The sequence below is a fragment of the Bradyrhizobium sp. UFLA01-814 genome (genome assembly GCF_046718885.1).
Lineage (GTDB): Bacteria > Pseudomonadota > Alphaproteobacteria > Rhizobiales > Xanthobacteraceae > Bradyrhizobium > Bradyrhizobium elkanii.
The window spans coordinates 23,743-40,612 of sequence record NZ_JAQOSR010000021.1 but is presented as its reverse complement, the minus strand read 5'-3'; the positions used below and the strand labels follow the sequence as shown (position 1 = coordinate 40,612).

10 protein-coding genes, 1 tRNA gene and 2 pseudogenes are annotated in these 16,870 nt (G+C 64.8%); 4 read left to right on the top strand and 9 right to left on the bottom strand.

All coding sequences use genetic code 11. The features are described from left to right. Positions 1 to 44: 44 nt before the first annotated feature. The 6 genes from PMN64_RS09305 to PMN64_RS09280 all read right to left on the bottom strand — a co-directional run bounded on the left by PMN64_RS09305 (position 45) and on the right by PMN64_RS09280 (position 11,234). Positions 45 to 383: a lipid-A-disaccharide synthase N-terminal domain-containing protein gene (locus PMN64_RS09305; RefSeq protein WP_016845896.1), complete on the bottom strand. Its 339-nt coding sequence runs from the start codon at positions 381 to 383 to the stop codon at positions 45 to 47. Continuing rightward, a complete protein-coding gene (locus tag PMN64_RS09300; protein WP_304495454.1) occupies positions 383 to 1,174 on the bottom strand; it encodes a glycosyltransferase family 2 protein in 792 nt (263 codons plus the stop codon). The genes PMN64_RS09305 and PMN64_RS09300 overlap by 1 nt, the downstream gene beginning before the upstream one ends. Positions 1,175 to 1,240: 66 nt before the next feature. Then, the gene (locus PMN64_RS09295; RefSeq protein ID WP_411780473.1) at positions 1,241 to 2,086 is read right to left on the bottom strand and encodes a phosphatase PAP2 family protein; all 846 of its coding nucleotides are present in this window, start codon (positions 2,084 to 2,086) and stop codon (positions 1,241 to 1,243) included. Between the two features lies 1 nt (position 2,087). Continuing rightward, entirely contained in the window at positions 2,088 to 3,752 is a 1,665-nt protein-coding gene (locus PMN64_RS09290; RefSeq protein ID WP_304495456.1) for an ArnT family glycosyltransferase, read from the bottom strand. 163 nt (positions 3,753 to 3,915) lie between these two features. Then, entirely contained in the window at positions 3,916 to 5,946 is a 2,031-nt protein-coding gene (gene pbpC, locus PMN64_RS09285) for a penicillin-binding protein 1C (protein WP_411780485.1), read from the bottom strand. An 80-nt stretch (positions 5,947 to 6,026) separates the two neighbouring features. Continuing rightward, positions 6,027 to 11,234 (bottom strand): alpha-2-macroglobulin family protein, encoded by a 5,208-nt coding sequence (locus PMN64_RS09280; protein ID WP_411780472.1) that lies wholly within the window; start codon positions 11,232 to 11,234, stop codon positions 6,027 to 6,029. A 286-nt stretch (positions 11,235 to 11,520) separates the two neighbouring features. On the opposite strand from PMN64_RS09280, the gene PMN64_RS09275 reads away from it, so the two are divergent. Continuing rightward, a tRNA-Arg gene (locus PMN64_RS09275) sits at positions 11,521 to 11,597 on the top strand. Positions 11,598 to 12,470: 873 nt separating this feature from the next. Then, entirely contained in the window at positions 12,471 to 12,737 is a 267-nt protein-coding gene (locus tag PMN64_RS09270) for a hypothetical protein (RefSeq protein ID WP_411780471.1), read from the top strand. Here PMN64_RS09270 and PMN64_RS09265 read toward each other — a convergent pair. Continuing rightward, on the bottom strand, positions 12,727 to 13,359 hold the full coding sequence (locus tag PMN64_RS09265) for a TetR/AcrR family transcriptional regulator (protein ID WP_212057715.1): 633 nt from the start codon (positions 13,357 to 13,359) through the stop codon (positions 12,727 to 12,729). The two genes, PMN64_RS09270 and PMN64_RS09265, sit on opposite strands and share 11 nt — an antisense overlap. A 128-nt stretch (positions 13,360 to 13,487) precedes the next feature. Between PMN64_RS09265 and PMN64_RS09260 the strand changes: the two are divergent. Further along, a pseudogene (locus tag PMN64_RS09260) lies at positions 13,488 to 13,648 on the top strand (transposase); the annotation flags it as partial. Here the strand turns inward: PMN64_RS09260 and PMN64_RS09255 are convergent. Continuing rightward, positions 13,635 to 14,957, bottom strand: a complete 1,323-nt coding sequence (locus PMN64_RS09255) for an alpha/beta hydrolase domain-containing protein (protein ID WP_411780484.1) — start codon at positions 14,955 to 14,957, stop codon at positions 13,635 to 13,637. The pseudogene PMN64_RS09260 and the gene PMN64_RS09255 sit on opposite strands and share 14 nt — an antisense overlap. 403 nt (positions 14,958 to 15,360) lie before the next feature. After that, the gene (locus tag PMN64_RS09250) at positions 15,361 to 15,879 is read right to left on the bottom strand and encodes a hypothetical protein (protein WP_411780470.1); all 519 of its coding nucleotides are present in this window, start codon (positions 15,877 to 15,879) and stop codon (positions 15,361 to 15,363) included. A gap of 235 nt (positions 15,880 to 16,114) precedes the next feature. On the opposite strand from PMN64_RS09250, the pseudogene PMN64_RS09245 reads away from it, so the two are divergent. Further along, positions 16,115 to 16,195: pseudogene (locus tag PMN64_RS09245) on the top strand (peptide deformylase); the annotation flags it as partial. Positions 16,196 to 16,870: the final 675 nt, after the last annotated feature.

The window sequence follows — 16,870 nt, the reverse complement described above, 5'->3', positions numbered from 1 at the left end:
TTCAGATCCGGTCGCAATTGATGCCGGGCTGACGGTGACGGCAATCAGCTATCGAGCGTCTTCGACCCGCGGCCGCGGTTCTTCACGATCAGCATGATGTTGCGGATATAGATCAGCGTGGCGAGCCCCTGCCCGATGATGATGACGGGCTCGCGCTTGGCAAGCCCGTAGATCAGCGTCATCAGGCCACCGCCCATCGAAAAGAACCAGAACGCCATCGGCACCACGCTCTGGCCGGCGCGCTCGCTGGAGATCCACTGCACGAGGAAGCGCGCGGTGAAGAACAGTTGCGCGATCAGGCCGAACGCCAGCCAGAAGTCGAACTTGGCGATGAACACGTCGTAGAGATAGGCGCTCAACGCCTGACCGTACTGAATCAGCATCACTTCACCTCGGTCACGCCCGGCACGCCGGCGACATCGGGCACTTCAGCGACCACTTCAGTGACGACCGGCGTCGGCTTCTTGCGGCGGATCAGCCACCACACGCCGGCGAGATCCATGATCCCGATCCAGAGCCGGTCGAAGAATCCATAGTTCGACACGCCGGAATGGCGCGGCCGGTCGACGACGTCGACATAGGCAATCGTCAGCCCCTCGCGGCGGACCAGTGCCGGAAGAAAACGATGCAGCCCGTCGAAGTAAGGCATCGCCAGAAACACCTCGCGCGGAAACGCCTTCAGACCGCATCCGGTGTCGCGGGTGCCGTCGCGCAGGATGATACCGCGCACCGTGTTGGCGATGCGCGATTGCAGCTTCTTGAAGCCGGTGTCCTTGCGCCCGACGCGCTGGCCCGCGGCGAGGCCGACGCGACCGTTGCCGCTTTCGACCGCCGCGATCAGGTCCGGCAGGAAGGCGGGATTGTTCTGCCCGTCACCGTCGAGCGTCGCCACGATCCCGCCGCGCGCGGCGCGCACGCCGCTGCGCACGGCCGCCGACTGGCCCGACGAGACTGCGTGGCGGAGCTGCCGGAGATTGCGCCGCTCGGCCATGACCGCGCTCAGCCGCTCGCCGGTGGCATCGGTCGAACCGTCATTGATGTAGATGATCTCGTAGGCCCAGCGTCCGTCGAGCGCGGCCGCGATCTCGGCGATCAGCGGCGCGATATTGTCCGCCTCGTTGCGCACAGGCACGACGATGGAAACGGCGACCGGCGTCTGGTCGGGAGCAGGCAAATCGGCACTCGTGGTTGGTATTGTCGGCGATGGAACCAGCCCGATCCGACCGTCGGGCGACCGCTTTTATGGGGCGAAGGCGCTCCTCGCAACCCTTTTGAGACGCCCGTCCGACGGTCCTGACAGCGCCACCACAGTGCCGTCGCGATGAATGGCAAAACCAAGGCGGCGGGCGGCGAACCAGTAGCGCACGACCATTGCGCCGATCACCCCGACCAGCGCCCCGGCCACCACGTCGCTTGGATGATGCGCCAGCAGCACGAGCCGGGTCGCGGCGATCACCAGCGCATAGACCAGCATCGCGAACCGCGCGCCCGGCCACACCGCGGACACGGCAAAGGCCAGCGCGAACGCGGTGATCGAATGTCCCGATGGAAAGCTCGAATAGGCCTCGGTGCCGGCGAAATGCTGGAAGTTGAAGGCATTGGCCTTACCGCCGACAAAGGGCCGTCCGCGGCCGACGGTCCACTTGATCAATTCACCGACAGCGACCGAGAGCACGACCGACAGAAACAGGTATTGCAGCCTTGTCCCGAGGCCAAGCAAGGTGGCGCGCGGCACGCCGCGCAGCGCAGGCGCCGCCAACGCGACCGCGATCAGCAGCAGGCCAAGCGCGCACAGCGCATACTCGTCCTTGCCGAAATCGGTGAGCGTCTTCACCCACCAGAGACCCGGCGTGCCGCGTGGCGGCATCAGACTGATCTCGGTCACATCGAACGCATACATCAGCGTGATGATCACGGCACCGACAATGACGACGAGCAAAAGTCCGTGGCGCGCGGAGCGGCGCGCCGCCTCGGCGCGGCGCGAATGCGATGGCGCCCGCACGAGCTGGGCGAGGGACAGCCAAACCAGCGTCAGCAATCGTCCGAAATAGTTGGCGGATTCCGGGGTCGCTGGCGGCGCCGGCATGTCATTCCGTCCCTTCGGAACGGAAGATCGCGATCGAGACCGCCTTGCCCTGCGAGATGTTGTAGCCCTCGACGCGCACCGGCGCGTTGTAGCGCAGGCCGATCGCCTCGGCGCGCTGCACGAAGGCGCGCTCCGAGCGCTGTTCGACCAGCGCGAAGCGGCAGGAGCCCTGCCCGAGGAAATCCGCGGCGCCCGATCCGTCGGTGAGCAGCGTCGAGGTATCGGTCATGAACACGAGGCTCGGCTCGTGGAACCCGGCGGCTGCCGCCTTCGGGCCGACGCAGGTCACGTTGCGCAAGGCGCGTGCGACCTCCTGGCTCGGAAATACGGTGGTGAGCCGCGGCAGCACCACGCCATAGGTGCCGGCTGCCATCAGCGCCGCGGCAATCACCGCATTGAGCAGCGAGCGCTCGGCGCGGCTGTCCTCGAACAACCACCACGCGAACAGGCCGAACACCATCGCGACCGCGAACAACGGCCAGGCCGGAAACACCGGCTGATGGATCGCCTTGATCGCGCCGACGATCACCAGCACCGCGCCGAAGGCGGGGATCGCGAACCACCAGGCGGCGCCCCGCAACAGCCAGGGCGAACGCGACAACACGCGCCGCTCCAGCGCACCGACGGTCAGGATCGCGATCGCCGGATAGAGCGGCAGCACGTAATGCGGCAGCTTGGTCAGCACGGCCTCGAACACGATCCAGGACGGGATCAGCCACGCCAGCAGGAACTGCGCGCCGGGCTCGCGCCGCGCGCGCCAAACCGCAGGCGCCGCCATGCCGGCCAGCGGCGCGCCGGGCCAGAACGTGATCCAGAACAGCAGCAGATAGATTCCAGGCGGCGCGCCGTGGGATTCCTGCGCACCGAGCTTGCTCAGCATGTCGCCGCCGACCGAGTCGGCAAAGAAGGTCTCGCCGGCGCGCAGGAAGATCAGCACGAACCACGGCAGCACCAGCACCAGGGTCCACATCAGGCCCCAGACCGGACGCATGCGCCAGAACCAGGCCGCCGACCGGTCGAGAATCGCAAGCCCCGCCATCGCAAGGCCGACGAACATCAGGATCAGCGGCCCCTTGAGCAGAATGCCGACCGCCAGCGCCGTCCAGAAGACCGCAGGCGGGACCCATGACGGGTGCGCGGGGTCCTCGCCGCGCTGCCACGACAGATAGACCCGCGCCATCGCGCCCATCGCCGCGGTGACCGTCAGCAGCAGCATCGCGTCGGTCTTGGCGAGCCGGGCTTCGACCCCGAGCAGCACGCAGCTTGCCATCATCAGGGCGGCCAGCACGGCCCCCTGCCGCGTCACGAAGGCCAGCGCCGTCCAATAGGTCAGCAAAACGGCGCCTATGGCGCCGATCAGGGACGGCAGGCGGTAGACCCAGATGCGGACCTGGGCGCGCGGCACCCCGAGCGCGGAGACGGTCTTCAGCGCAGCCGCCTGCATCCAGTAGATGCCCACCGGTTTCTTGTAACGGACGTCGTCCTGGAAGCGGATGTCGACGAAATCGCCGCTCTCGACCATCTGCTTGGTGGCCTGGGCAAAGCGGACCTCGTCACGGTCGATCGGCGGGATGGTGAAGAAGCCCGGCAGGAACAGCACCAAGCAGGTCAGCGTCAGGAACAGGACCGAACGCCATTGGCTGGCCGTTGCGAACTCGAACGCCATGAACAGCCTGCGGCTCGAATGCGCAGGTTTTACAGACTGTTGCCCTGCTCCGAAGCGCCGGGGTTGGAGGCCATCCACCATGGGTTTCGCATACGATGAAACCGCAGCGCAAACAACTGTGCTGTTCCGCTTTCCGACCGTGCCGCTCCGCTTTCCCGTGCGATCATTGCACGCGGATCACAACGGTATCCGCGGCACCCGTGGCGTCGATCACGGTGAGCCGGGCGAAGCCCGGCCCGGGCGGGTCGATCAGGCGCTGGCGCCGGCTGTCGATGTCTCCGGCTGAGACACCGTTCACGAGCACCGTCAGCGGCAGCACCCCGCCGGCGACCTTGACCGGCATCGCCGCATTGCGGCCGCCCTCGGATTGATCGACATCGATGCGCGAGCCGTTCAGCGGAAACTGGATATGCGGAGCCTGGTCGTTACCGCTGCGGACCAGTTCGCCGAGCGGCCGGAAGCGGCGCAGCGGCGGCGGCAGTTTCGCGTTGGAGGCGACCAGAACGCCGCGCGGCGGCTTCGGCAATGCCGCCGGGATTGTGCCGGTGCGAGCAAAGGCGTCGAACAGGATGGGTGCCGCGGCCGTACGGCCGACCAGACCCGGCACCGGCGCGCCGTCGGGACGGCCGACCCAGACGCCGATCGTGACGCGGCCGTCGAAGCCGACCGACCAGGCATCGCGATAGCCGTAGCTGGTGCCGGTCTTGAACGCGATCCGGTTGTGCACGCCGTTCTCCGGCGGCGGCGTGCCGAGCAGGACGTTGCCGACCTGCCAGGCCGCAGCCTGATCCATCAGCCGCATCGTGTCGCGGCCGTCATTGGCCTGCATGATCTCGCGCAGCGGCTTGGTCGCGCCAAGCCGCGCCAGGCCGGAATAGAGCTGGGCGAGATCCTGCAGCGTGATGCCGACACCGCCGAGACCCATCGCAAGGCCCGGTGCCTCGTCCTTCGGCAACACGAGACTGGTGCCGGCCTGCTTCAGTCGCGACGACAGCCTGCTGGCACCGACCCGGTCGAGCAGCGCGATTGCCGGCACGTTGAGCGACAATTGCAGCGCCTTGCGGATCGGCACCGTGCCCTGGAACGTCATGTCGAAATTCTCCGGCGCGTAGCTGCCGAAGCGGATCGGCCGGTCCTCGATCAGGCTGTCGGGATGGACAAAGCCATCCTCGAAGGCAAGGCCATAGATGAACGGCTTCAAGGTCGAGCCCGGCGAGCGCACGGCGCGCGTCATGTCGACCTGCCCGGCCCGCCGCTCGTCGAAATAATCCGCCGAGCCGACGCGCGCGAGCACGTCGCCCGTCTCATTGTCGACCACGACGATCGCAACCGAGACATCAGGCCCCTGCGCAATGGCGCGGTCGCGCGCCAGCGCCTCCAGGTTCCGTTGCAGCGTGGCGTCGAGCGTCAGCTTGATGACGGGCGCATCCTTCATCGTCGCGATCGCCTGATCGGACGAATGCGGCGCCAGGATCGGAATCTGCTTGCGCATCTTCGGCACCGCCGTCGCCGTGGCCTGCGCGGCATCGTCCTTCGACACCACGCCATCCTCGACCATGCGCTCGAGCACGCGGTCGCGGGCGGCGTGGGCCGCGTCCGGGTAACGGTCGAGCCGCCGCCGCTCCGGCGATTGCGGCAGCGCCACCAGCAGCGCGGCCTCGGCGAGCGACAGCCGCTTCGGCTCCTTGCCGAAATAGGCGATCGAGGCGGCGCGGATGCCCTCGAGATTGCCGCCGAACGGTGCCAGCGCGAGATAGAGATCGAGGATCTGGTCTTTCGAAAGCTGCCGCTCCAGTTCGACCGCGCGCACCATCTGCCGCAGCTTTGCGTAGACCGAGCGCTGGTGGCGCGGCTCGATCAGCCGCGCCAGCTGCATCGTGATCGTCGAACCGCCCGAGACGATATGGCCGCTTGTGAGAAGCTGTAATGCAGCGCGCGACAGCGCCAGCGGATCGATGCCGTGATGCTCATAGAAGCGCTTGTCCTCATAGGCGAACAAGAGCTTCAGATAGGTGGGATCGACTGATGTCTTGGCGTCGACCGGCAGCCGCCAGCGCCCGTCCGCCATCGCATAGGCGCGCAACAGCTTGCCATTGCGATCGATCACCGTGGTCGAGACCTGCTGGGCCTTGTCGAGCGGCAGCGGCCCGAGCGACACGACCCAGGCGGCGAAGGCACCGATTGCGACTAGCATCGCGACCGCACCGAACGTCAGGAAGGTCCTGATCCGTCGCCAGCGCGATCCGCGTACCGGTGCTGTCTTCAACGTTCCGTTCATTTCGCCGGCTTCACCTCAACCGCGCCGGTTCCGCTGCGGCCGTAGCGCGAGGGATTGTACATGTCCTCGACATAGGCCTGCGGCAGCACATATTTGCCCGGCGACACCGCGCGCACGACATAGGCAACCGTAAACACCGATTTGTCGTTGGCGCCCCGGTCGATCGCCGCCGTGAAGCGGTCGTCGCGGAACTCGGTGTTCTTCGGCTCGACGCCGTCCTCGATCCACGCGAGCGTGCCGGAATCCCCCGATGACACCAGGTTCGGGTTGTCGATCTCGAGCCCGGCCGGCAGATAGTCGGCCACCATGATGTGCCCAAACTCCGGTTTTGCTTCCGTGACCTTCAGGACAACCGCGAAGCGTTCATTCTGTTTCGCCTTGGTGACATCGGCCGGCTTGCCGTCGAGCGTGAAATAGCTGCGCTCGATCTTGAAACCGTTGGAGGCCGCCGGCTCCGGCGTGACCGGCGAGCCCGACACCGAGATCACCGCCTGCACCGGTGCGTCTCCGGTGTTGGTGATCCTGAGCGGCTGGCCGGTCATCTCCTCGGCCTTGTAGCTGCGATAGACCGCAGTCTTGACCGGCTGGCCGTTGATGTCGAGCGCCAGCGTTTCCTTGGCGAGCGCCCGCGCCGCCAGCACCATCCACGCATTTTCCTGCGTCGAGGTGTAAGGCGACAGTCCCCGCGCCGCCTCGACCCGCAGCACTGCCTGTGTCAGCGTGGTGCGCGGTGCATTGCCCTCGCCGGCGAGCGAGACCAGCGCCGCCGCATCGCGCAGCGCCGAGCCGTAGTCGACCCGGCCGAACTCGATCACGGGTTTCGGGTTCAGCGCATCGAGCGCGGCACCATAGACCCGCTCGGCCCTCGCCTTGTCGCCCACCAGCGCGAGCGCCGCGGCAAGCTGGGCCTTGGAGATCGGGGTCGCCAGATTGTTCAACTTGGTGTCGGCGAGATAGCGCAGATCACCGATCGGTGCTGCGCCGTTGCGCGCGAGCACGTAGAGGCCGTAGGCCAGATCGCGGCCGCCGTCCTTCTCCGGCTCGTTGGCATTGACCACCGAGTTCCTGACACGGTCGAGCGCGTTCTTGAACAGCACGTCCGGCACCGCAAAGCCCTTTTCGCGGGCCCGGGTCAGGAAGTCTGTGACGTAGGCATCGAGCCAGGCATCGTCGCCGCCCGCCGACCACAGACCAAACGAGCCGTTGGACCCTTGTCGAGCGAGGAGCCGTTCGATCGCGTCGCGGATGCGCTGGTCGACCGCGGTATCCATCGCGAGATGGGCGCTGGCGGCGAGATCGTTGACATAGAGCAGCGGCAGCGCGCGGCTCGTGATCTGCTCGGAGCAGCCATAGGGATAGCGATCGAGCGCCTTCAGAATGCTCGCGGCATCGAGCGCGGTCGACAGGCTCGCCGAGACCGACACGCTGCCGGTGCCCGGCACGAGATCGGAAAACATGTCCGAGGTCAGTGTCAGGCTCTCGCCCTTCGCCAGCGTGCGGATCGAGCGGCGCGCCAGCACTTGCGTCGCCGGCTTGACGTCGAGCGCATAATGCCGCGCCAGCGTCAGCCCGTTCGGCCCCGAGATGTCGACGTCGAACTCGGCGCGTCCGGCGCCGCCGGCCTCGAGGCCCAGCGACAGCGAGGAGCGCTGCTTGGCGGCGAGCTTCACCGTCGTGGTCGAATTGCCGGAAGCCTTGATCGGGCCGCTCGCCTTGACGCTGATGGCATAGTTGCCGGCTGCGCCTTCGACGTTGTCGATATCCATGCTGATGGTGCCCTTGTCACCGGTCAGCAGGAAGCGCGGCAATGTCGCGGTCACCACCACGGGATCGCGCACGATCACGTCAAGATTGGCGCGGCCAACCTTGGTTGCGCTCCACGCGACCGCCATCACCCGCGCGGTGCCGGCAAATTCTGGGATGTCGAAGCTCACCTCGGCAGTCCCGTCAGCCCCGACCGTGACGATGCCTGAATAGAGCGCGAGCGGCTTCTGCGTTGGCGGCGAGCCCTGCAGCTCGGCGCCGGCGGAGTCGCCGCCGCTGCGGATCTGGCCGCGGGTGCCCTGCATGCCGTCGATCAGCTGGCCGTAGAGGTCGCGGATCTCGGCGGTGAGGCGGCGCTGGCCGAGATAGTAATCATCCGGCGCCGGCGGCTTGTAATTGGTCAAATTGAGAATGCCGACATCGACCGCGGCCAGCACGACCTTGGCGTCCTCGCCGGGATTGAGCCCGCCGAGCTTCACCGGGATCTTCAGCGTCGAGCCCGGCCGCACCAACGCGGGCGGCGACAGTTCGACGGCAAGCGTGCGCGCCCTCTTGTCGATGCCGAACCATTTCAGCCCGATCGCGCGGCCGGGCATGCGCCCGGCGGCGACATCGAGCGGACGACGCAGCGTCGTCATGACATAGGCGCCGGTGCCCCAGTCCTTGCCGACGGGGAGCCTGACCTGCTGGGTGCCCTCCTTGACGTCGACGCTTTGGGTGGTCAGCAGGCGGTCGCCAAGCACATAGACCGTCAGCTTGCCTGATGTGCGCGCATTGACCGACACCGTCATGGTGTCGCCCGAGGAATATTCCGGCTTGTCGATCGAGGTTTCCAGCAGGTCGGGCGTGTCGGCGCTGCCGTCGGAATACCAGCCGACATCGAACTGCACCGAGGTGACGGGACCGTCGGCGTCGGTCGATTTCACGTCGAGGCGGTAGCGGCCGGGCTGCGGCTGGAAGGTCAGGCGCATCGGCTTGTCGGCGGCAAGATTGACGTCGCCATCGGCAATGCGGCGGGTCGACTTGACCGGCTCATACTGCCAGGACGAGTTCTGCCGGTACCACTGGTAACGCGACTCGAGCTTCAACAGTTCGTAGCGCAGCCCGTTGCGCGGCAACTGCTTGCCGTCGGGCGCGACGAACACGACGTCGAACTCGGCCTTGTCGCCCTCGGCCACGCTCTTGTCGCCGAACAGCGGCTTCACGCCGATCAGCGAGGCCACCGGGGCGACCGGCAGTACGATCTTGCGCTCCACCGAGCGTCCGCCGGTCTCCGCCATGCGGATGTAGATCTGGGCCTCCTGTGGCCGGGTCGAGGTCGGCACCTTCTCGAGCTTCACCGGGAACGTCGCCGCGCCGTTGGCATCGGCCTCCGGCAGGTCCTCGATCGGGGTCCGCTCGTTGCTCGCGGTCTGCTCGTCGTCGACACCGAACTGATAGCCGGCATAACCGGGCCGGCCGTTCGCCGCGGGCGCCACCAGCATGTCGCCCTCGAGCTGCAGGCCCGAGGCCGGCGCGCCGTAGAGGAAGTGGCCGGAGACCTGAAGTTCCACTGGAACTTCAGCTTTGATCACCTTCTCCTTGCTGGTCAGATCGAATTCGACCCGTTCGGGGATGTAATCCTCGACCATGAAGGTGGTCTCGCCGACCGACGAGCCCTTCGGATCGGTGAAGACACGGGCGCGCCAGGTGCCGGTCGGCACCGCAGAGTTCAACGCCACCGCCAGCATCCGGCCGCCGGCGCCCTGGTCGGGCAGCACGGCGCGGCGGAATTCGACGCCGTCGGGGCGCTCGATCACCATGGTCAGCGGCGTCCCGGTCAGGGCATTGCCCTGCCCGTCGCGCAGCAGCGCGGTCAGATAGACGGTCTCGTTGGAGCGGTAGACGCCACGCTCGGCGTAGACGAAGGCGTCCGCGCCGGCCGGGATCGCCCGGCCCGCGACGCCGCGGTCGGTGAGGTCGAACGCATTGGTCTTCAGGCTCAGGAAGGCGTAGTCGGCCTTCTCGCCCATGACAGTCAGCAGCGCCGGCGACAACCCGCCCTCGCCGCGGGCCAGGCCTTGCTCGAACAGCACGTGGCCGGCGGCATCGGTCTTGCGGGTGGCCAGGATCTCGTTGTTGCGGGCGACCAGCTTCACGTCGGCGTTGGCGACCGGTTCGGTCGAAGCCAGCGAGTTGACGAAGACGTGGATACCGTCATTGCCGGAGAAGGCCGACAGGCCCATGTCGGAGACGATGAACCATTGCGTCGCCAGCGTGCCGTCGTCGTCGGTGCCCGGCCCCTTGGCCGCGGCGGTCATGACGTAGACACCGGGCTGCAGGTCGCCGAGCGCCTGGTCGACCGGAAACGCCGTGACGACGTCCTGATTCAGCGTCGCGGCGGTCGCAAGCTCGCCCGACCACACCTTGACGCCGCGCTGATCGCCGAGATCGGAGAGCTGGTAGCGGCTCAGCGTGCTCTGGAAGTCGCTGTCGATCACCGTGTTGATCAGATTACGGTCGCCGATCCGGAAGACGTCGACCTTGACCGCCGGCGTGTTGACGCTGACCACCGGGATACCGCGCTGTCCAGTCCGCGGCAGCACATAGGCCCGCCCGGTGAACCGCACGAACGGCTTGCGGTCGCGGACATAGATGTTGAACTCGGCCGATTTCGGCAGGGTCTCCTTGACGGTCGAAGGCAGGCCGGCGCGCAGATTGATGTTGTAGCGCTCGCCATGCTTCAGCCCGTCGACGCAGAGCTGCTGGCCTTCCGCCGACAAGGCCGGCTTGTCGGTGCCGGCCAGCGCCAGATAGGGCGCGAAGTCGACGCGCTTGGCGAGCTCCTCTGAGAACTGGAAGCAGGCCCGCGGCGAGGCCGCGTCGGAATCGACGGTATAATCGAGCAGCCGGAAGCCGTGCTCGTCGCGCATCTTCTCGTACTGGCCGCGGACATCGGCGACCTCGCGCATGTCGAGCGACAGCCGCAGGCTGTCCAGCGCCGGGCGCCACAGCTTGCGCTCGGCAAGCGCTTTGCCGAGCACGGCGAGCGCGTCCGCCTCCTCGCCCGCATTGCCGGCGCGCTGATAGGCGATGTAGGCGGCAGTGGAGGCGCGCTCCATCAGGAACGTCTGTTCGCTGGAGCTCGCCGAGCGGATCTGGAAGATCGTCCTGGCGAGGCGCAGCCAGTTGGCGCCGTCCTCCGGCGTGGTCGCCGCGATCTGGCCGAGGATCTGCAGCCCGCCGCGGAAATCATTGCGCTTGAAGGCGGCGTCGGCGTCGGTGCGCAGGGTCGCGGCCGATTTGTTGACCGCGCCGGCCTCGCTTTTGATCTGGGCTTCCAGCTTGATCGCGGAATCGGCGAGATCGTCGCGCTTGAAGGCCTTGTCCGCGGCCTGGGCGCCCACCAGGGCGAGCACCAGCGTGGCGCATATCGTGGCGGCACGAACCAATCCGATCATGATGGAGCTCCTGAACGCCCCGCGGTCGAACGCCGCGTTGGGGCCAAAAGTGCGCGAAAAGGTGACGGAGTGAAGGCGCGGACATGAACGGACGAAAACGTCGCAGATCGCATTGCCGACATTCCTTTGACCAGCCCCGGCGGCAGCATCGTGCGGCGCGACGGGCTGGACAGGCCAACGCAGGGCGGGTCCCTGCTCGCCTTTGTCGCTCGACCACAAAAATCGGTTCGGCCGGACTTGGCGGAAAGGCGGATTTTTCATATTGGCGGTGCTACAAGGCCGCCACGGTCCCGTAGCTCAACTGGATAGAGTAGCGGATTTCTACTCCGCGGGTTGCAGGTTCGAATCCTGCCGGGATCGCCACGACTTATGCCCATAAAATAAGGGTTTCTTGCAGTTTCGGCTTCGTTCTAACTGCTAGTTTCGTGTTGCCAGGCCTCGCGAACCGATGCCAGCAAAATCAACGCATTACCGACGCCTACAAATCACTCCGCGCAACACGGCCGCAACACGGCGGGTTTTGCGTTTGTTCTGGTCCGTGGTACCCCTCAAGCATTAGTTGAAAAATGGTGCTTGATCGCGCCCTAATAGACCGGGTTCTCGCCGCCTTCCGGACACGTAGGAGGCCTGTCGTGAAATTGCCTTGGCTAATTTTAGCATCGCTCCTTGCAACAATATCCGGCGCGCTGGCGCAGCCCACGCCACCCGTACATATCCCGGTCCCGATTCCGGCACCCTCGCCCTTCCCTTCGGGCACGGCTGTTTTTCAATGGGACTATGTGTGTCCAACGCCCAACGATCCACATTATTGCGGGGTGACTATCACGGCGGCTGGGCAAAGTGTCGGATCGAGTACTGACGTTCAGAGCCTAACTGTGGTTCTGGCTCTGCCCATGGTTGGAAACCAGCAAGCCCCAACCTATTTCTATTGGATGGAAATAACTCCACAGGGCGTTGTTCCACGATCGACGAGAGGGTTTTTTCAGAACCCCGGGTCATTTTCGGTCCTTGCCTTCGGCAATATGAGGCTGCAATCCGCAGGACCGCTCCGTCCATAGATTTTTGAGGCAGCTCTCCTGTGGCCCCTGCAGTTAGTTTGATGCTGGGGATTTCAGTGTCCCAGTTCAGGAAGGAAACGCCGCCGGGCGTGTATTTGTGAGGGCGGCGGATTCTGATTAATGGAACAGCAAGGTCGCTTGCCTAAGATGCAGTCTACTCGCTGTAGGACGCTCGAAAATGACCGAGTACGTCATCAGGGAAGTTGGCCTTCGCCAGTGGCTCGTGTTTGCCGATCGGCGAAGCATCGCTTTTTGCGCCGACGAAGATGAGGCGGTGAAAGCCATGGCCGAACATAGCGCGCGCCGCGGCCCCGCTTTGTGTAGAACAGATGCCGATCAATGCAGCTGTTTGACGCCAAATGTTGCACCAATCCCCGAACCAATTCCGCAGCGAAACGATAGTTTGATATTGAACGACCCAATGACAAAAAGGCTCATTTACTGAGGAGCTTGAAAAAACCTTTCGAGAAGGAGTGAAGCGGCTCGGAACGGCGCTCGAGTTTGGCGCGCAGGACCGCGCCCTCCCAGCCGATCCAGAAGAATTCGGCAAGCCAATCGCAATCGTGGCTGGAAGAGATCGCACCCATGGTTTGAGCAGACCTCAAGCACTTGGCTGTGCGCTGCTGCCAGTCGATGAACACAGCGAATAGTTGCTGACGAAAAGATTGTGGAAGTGCGCCCATCTCCTGGCCAAGATTGCCGACCAAACAGCCGCGCGTATAACGGAAGCGCTTCATGGCAAACGCAGCATCGTCGGTAAAACCCCTAAGCCTCTCCAGCGGGGGGTGTTGCTCGTTCAGGAAGAAGCTGTCGAGCTTCCGCGAAAAATAGGCAGCGTAGCTGTCGATCAGTTCCGCTCCAAATGCTTCCTTGCTCGGAAAGTAGTGGTAGAACGAACCCTTTGGCACGTCGACGCTACGCAAGACTTCCTCGATTCCCGTCGCGGAATAGCCCTTCTCCGTCAGCATGACGACACCTGCACGCACCAGCGCGTCACGGGTCGCGCTAGTGCCGGCAAGTTCTTTCGGTGGTCGCCCGCGACGGCGGAGAGGCAGCGTCTTGCTCATGCAGATTATAATAGACCGATCGTCTAGGAGAAGGAAGCAGCAAGTGACGGCGCCTGCTTGGATTGACCTGCTCCCCTGAAACGCCCCGGTTTTAAGTTACGGTTCTGTCCTCCAGTGAAGAGACGACCATGCGCAAGAGCCGGTTCTCGGAAGAGCAGATCATCAAGGTGCTGAAGGAGCATGCTGCCGGTCGTCGCCAGGTGATCTGTGTCGGAAGCACGGCATCAGTGATGCGACGTTCTACAAGTGGCGATCGCTCGTGACCCGGGCGTCCCTCAGCGTGGCGCGTCATTCGCAGGGGCGGGTGCGAACAGTTTGCTCGACGCGGCTTCCTGAACGATCACCGCGGTATCTTCCGGCAGCATGAGGCCGCGCGTCACGAGGTCCTGCGCGGCGATGCGGATCCGGTTCACGTAATCGTCGCGGGTGCGATAGCGCTCCTCGATCGACGGACGGGTGTCGGGCGTGCGTTCCCGTTCCGCTTTCGTCGCAGCGAAGGGCGAGAAGGATCCAACCAGCATGCAGGTGAACGTCTGCGGCTGGTTCTGTCCGCCATTGGTGCCGGTCGGCACCGCGATGTCAGGCAGTCGGACGCCGCCGAGCGCGTTGCCGTCCTGATCGCGCTTCGGCACCTGGATCACGGCAGCGGAAAGCGCGGTCGGTGCGCGCAGCGCGGGCGGATCGCCGCTCGCGGTATCGAGCGGCATCAGTTCGCTGGCGGGCGGCTCGGCGTTGCGGCTCACCCAGTCATCGAGATGCAGCAACAAAGCCCGCGACAAGGGAGCCCAATCGAGACGGCCGGGCGATTGCGTGCACGTGGGCGCCTTTAGAACCACCACATGCGAGCCGCCGGCGACATCGTACATCCGCACATTGGCGGGGAGCGGCTGGTCCGCGGTACCGGACGCGCCGGTGCGGCCGAGCGAAGCGCGCAGCGAGTAATAATCCGTGGTCGAGTTGACCAGCATCATCTTCGGCGGCACCTCGCCGCGCGCCGCGACCTTGGCGGTGATCTCGCCGATCGTGAGCGGCCCATCATTCACGCCGGGAAAGTCCGGATTGGCGAAGGTGGGAGCCTCTTCGCCGCTCGATTTCGGCCCAAGGCCGGTCTGCAGGATCGGAAGAAGACCAGCAGCCGAGACGAACACATGCATGCCGTCGAATACGCGCCGGTTGCCCACCATGTTGAAGCCGTTCAAGAGAAAGGTCTTCAGGAAGCGTCCGTCCTGGGATTTGCCGCTCGCGAGCACGCGGCTGATAGCGCCCTTGAGCGGGTTCGGCGTTCCTCCGGCGTCAGTGGCTGCGTGCGCGAGGAAATCCGCGGCATCGCGCACGATCGCAAAGCCTACCCCCTCGACGTAGCGCGTCTTGCCGTCGCTGTCGGCGAACGAAGGTAGCTCCGCGCCCTGTCCGAGCTCCCAATGCACCTCGGCGATCGCAAAACCGTGGTCCTGGAGAAAGCCGGTGCCCTGCTCCAGCGTGCCGGAGAGAAACGGCGCGTCGCGCGGCGAGTTGTAGAGCGCCTCGGCGTAGACGCGACCGCGGTTGGGCACATCCACCAGCAATGCGCCGTTGCCGGCGCGCAGAGCCGCCGGCATCATGAGAATGATCTTTGCCGCGTAGTCGACGCGCCCGCGTTCATTGCGCGCCGCCTTGTCGATGCCCGGAATGGCCTCTTGCGGCGCCAGGTCGCCATGGATCATGCCCTGCCAGATCACATAGTCGCCGGTGCGAAACGTACCGTACGGCTGCTTCGAGGTGAATTCGATTTTGGTGACTTCCGCGGACGCAGATCGCGTCACAGCGATGAGGCTGAGCAGGCAGAGCAGAAACGACACGATGGGCCTGTTCAGGTGCAACATTTGGAATCCTCCCGGCTTGATCGCCATGACGTTTTTGGTGTCGCCGTTGTCCAGATATCGTCACAGGGGGAGACATCGTGGAAACGGACATGATGGACCGGCAATTCTCACCGGTCCATCGCCTGTCGCGAAGACCTTCTCACTCCATCCAATAGTCGATGTCGGTCTGATTGGCATTGACGCCGGCCGTGGGCTCGGACGGCCCATGGCTGCTAATGATGCCACGAATCCTGGCGAGGCTACCTGTGCCTCCAGTAATGACGCCCGATGTCATGTTTGTAAGCTTCCCGTCTCCACTGCTTTGGGCGACCAGAGACGTCCTGACAAAAAACTTGTCGCCATTCTCCAGTATCCAGACGTTGTAGATGAGGGCCGGACCATTGTTATCGATGTAGTCCGACATGCCGCGCGTCCACTGCTCCTTCAACTTCGACCCGTTGATCATGGGGGCATCGTCCCCATAGGTCCGCCGAATTTCGAAGAGCCGAGCTTGATGTCCCGGAATATCGCCAACGTCGATGACATGTTGTTGGGTGTATGTCGTTTGAGTTGCCGGGGTATCATAGCTGACATGGTGCTTCTGCTGGGCCATGGCCACCGGAGCGGTCAGGGCCATTGCGAGAGCGATCGTCATTCCAAGCGCGATCTTGCGAACCATACGTGACCTCTCATGTTGGAAACCAGCCGACCGCGAAGGAGTCGGCGAACGTTGTTTGTTGAGGATGTCTCGATCAATCCGTCAGCGCTCGGCAGCGACCGAACTCCGCCAAAGCGCCGATATCACTGCGTTTTACCGAGACCCATTAAATTAGACCGATCGTCTAGTACTTGGCTGCGAGCGATTTCGCGAATCACTCTTTATTGACGACGCTTTGTCGGGACACGTTTCCTGCCGCGAAGGCAGCGTCTCGATGCCCGACGTCAACGACGAAGGCGAGCGCCACGCGCGGATCAGGTATCAGGACGTCTACGGCACCTGACCTGCGGACGCGCGAGCTGCGCCGGGAGCGACGCGCGCCGCGAGCGTGACCGGGCATTGGCAGCGCGCCAGCTTAATGCCGATTGCGAGGAGGAGATCGCACGGCGGCACGGCGCCCGGTTTGTTTCTACTCCGCGGGTTGCAGGCTCGAATCCCGCCGGGATCGCCACCCTACTCCCCCTCAATGAAACCATTTTCAAGAAGCCGCGAAGCCCGCCGGAAACAAACCCGGCGTAGCGTCCCGGCATTGGACCAAGGGGATTACGTCATGTGGGATTTCATCAACGAGTTGTATCGGGATTTCTGCCTGGCTCGCCTGCAGGAGATGCGGAAGCTGGAGCACCATAGCTGATCGGGCGGAGCATCGGTGGCGATCAGCCGTTCTCGCGCGGCGGCGTGGATCACCCTGACAATCGGACCTTCGCCAGCGCACAAGTAGCCAACATCAGTCCACCACGGGACGCCAGTCCCCGTATGACTACGGGGGCGCTCGAACCCTGGCGCCGGTTTTGCAGACACAAACATGACTGGGATTGCGGGCCCAGATTGGAACAGGGCGCTGCCGGGACAATGCATTTCGAGCCCGGCGGCGTAATTTTTCGGGACAGGCTCACCGCCGTGATCCGAACGGCCTGGCGTCAGTGCCAGGACCGGTCGCTTTGCTTCGCCC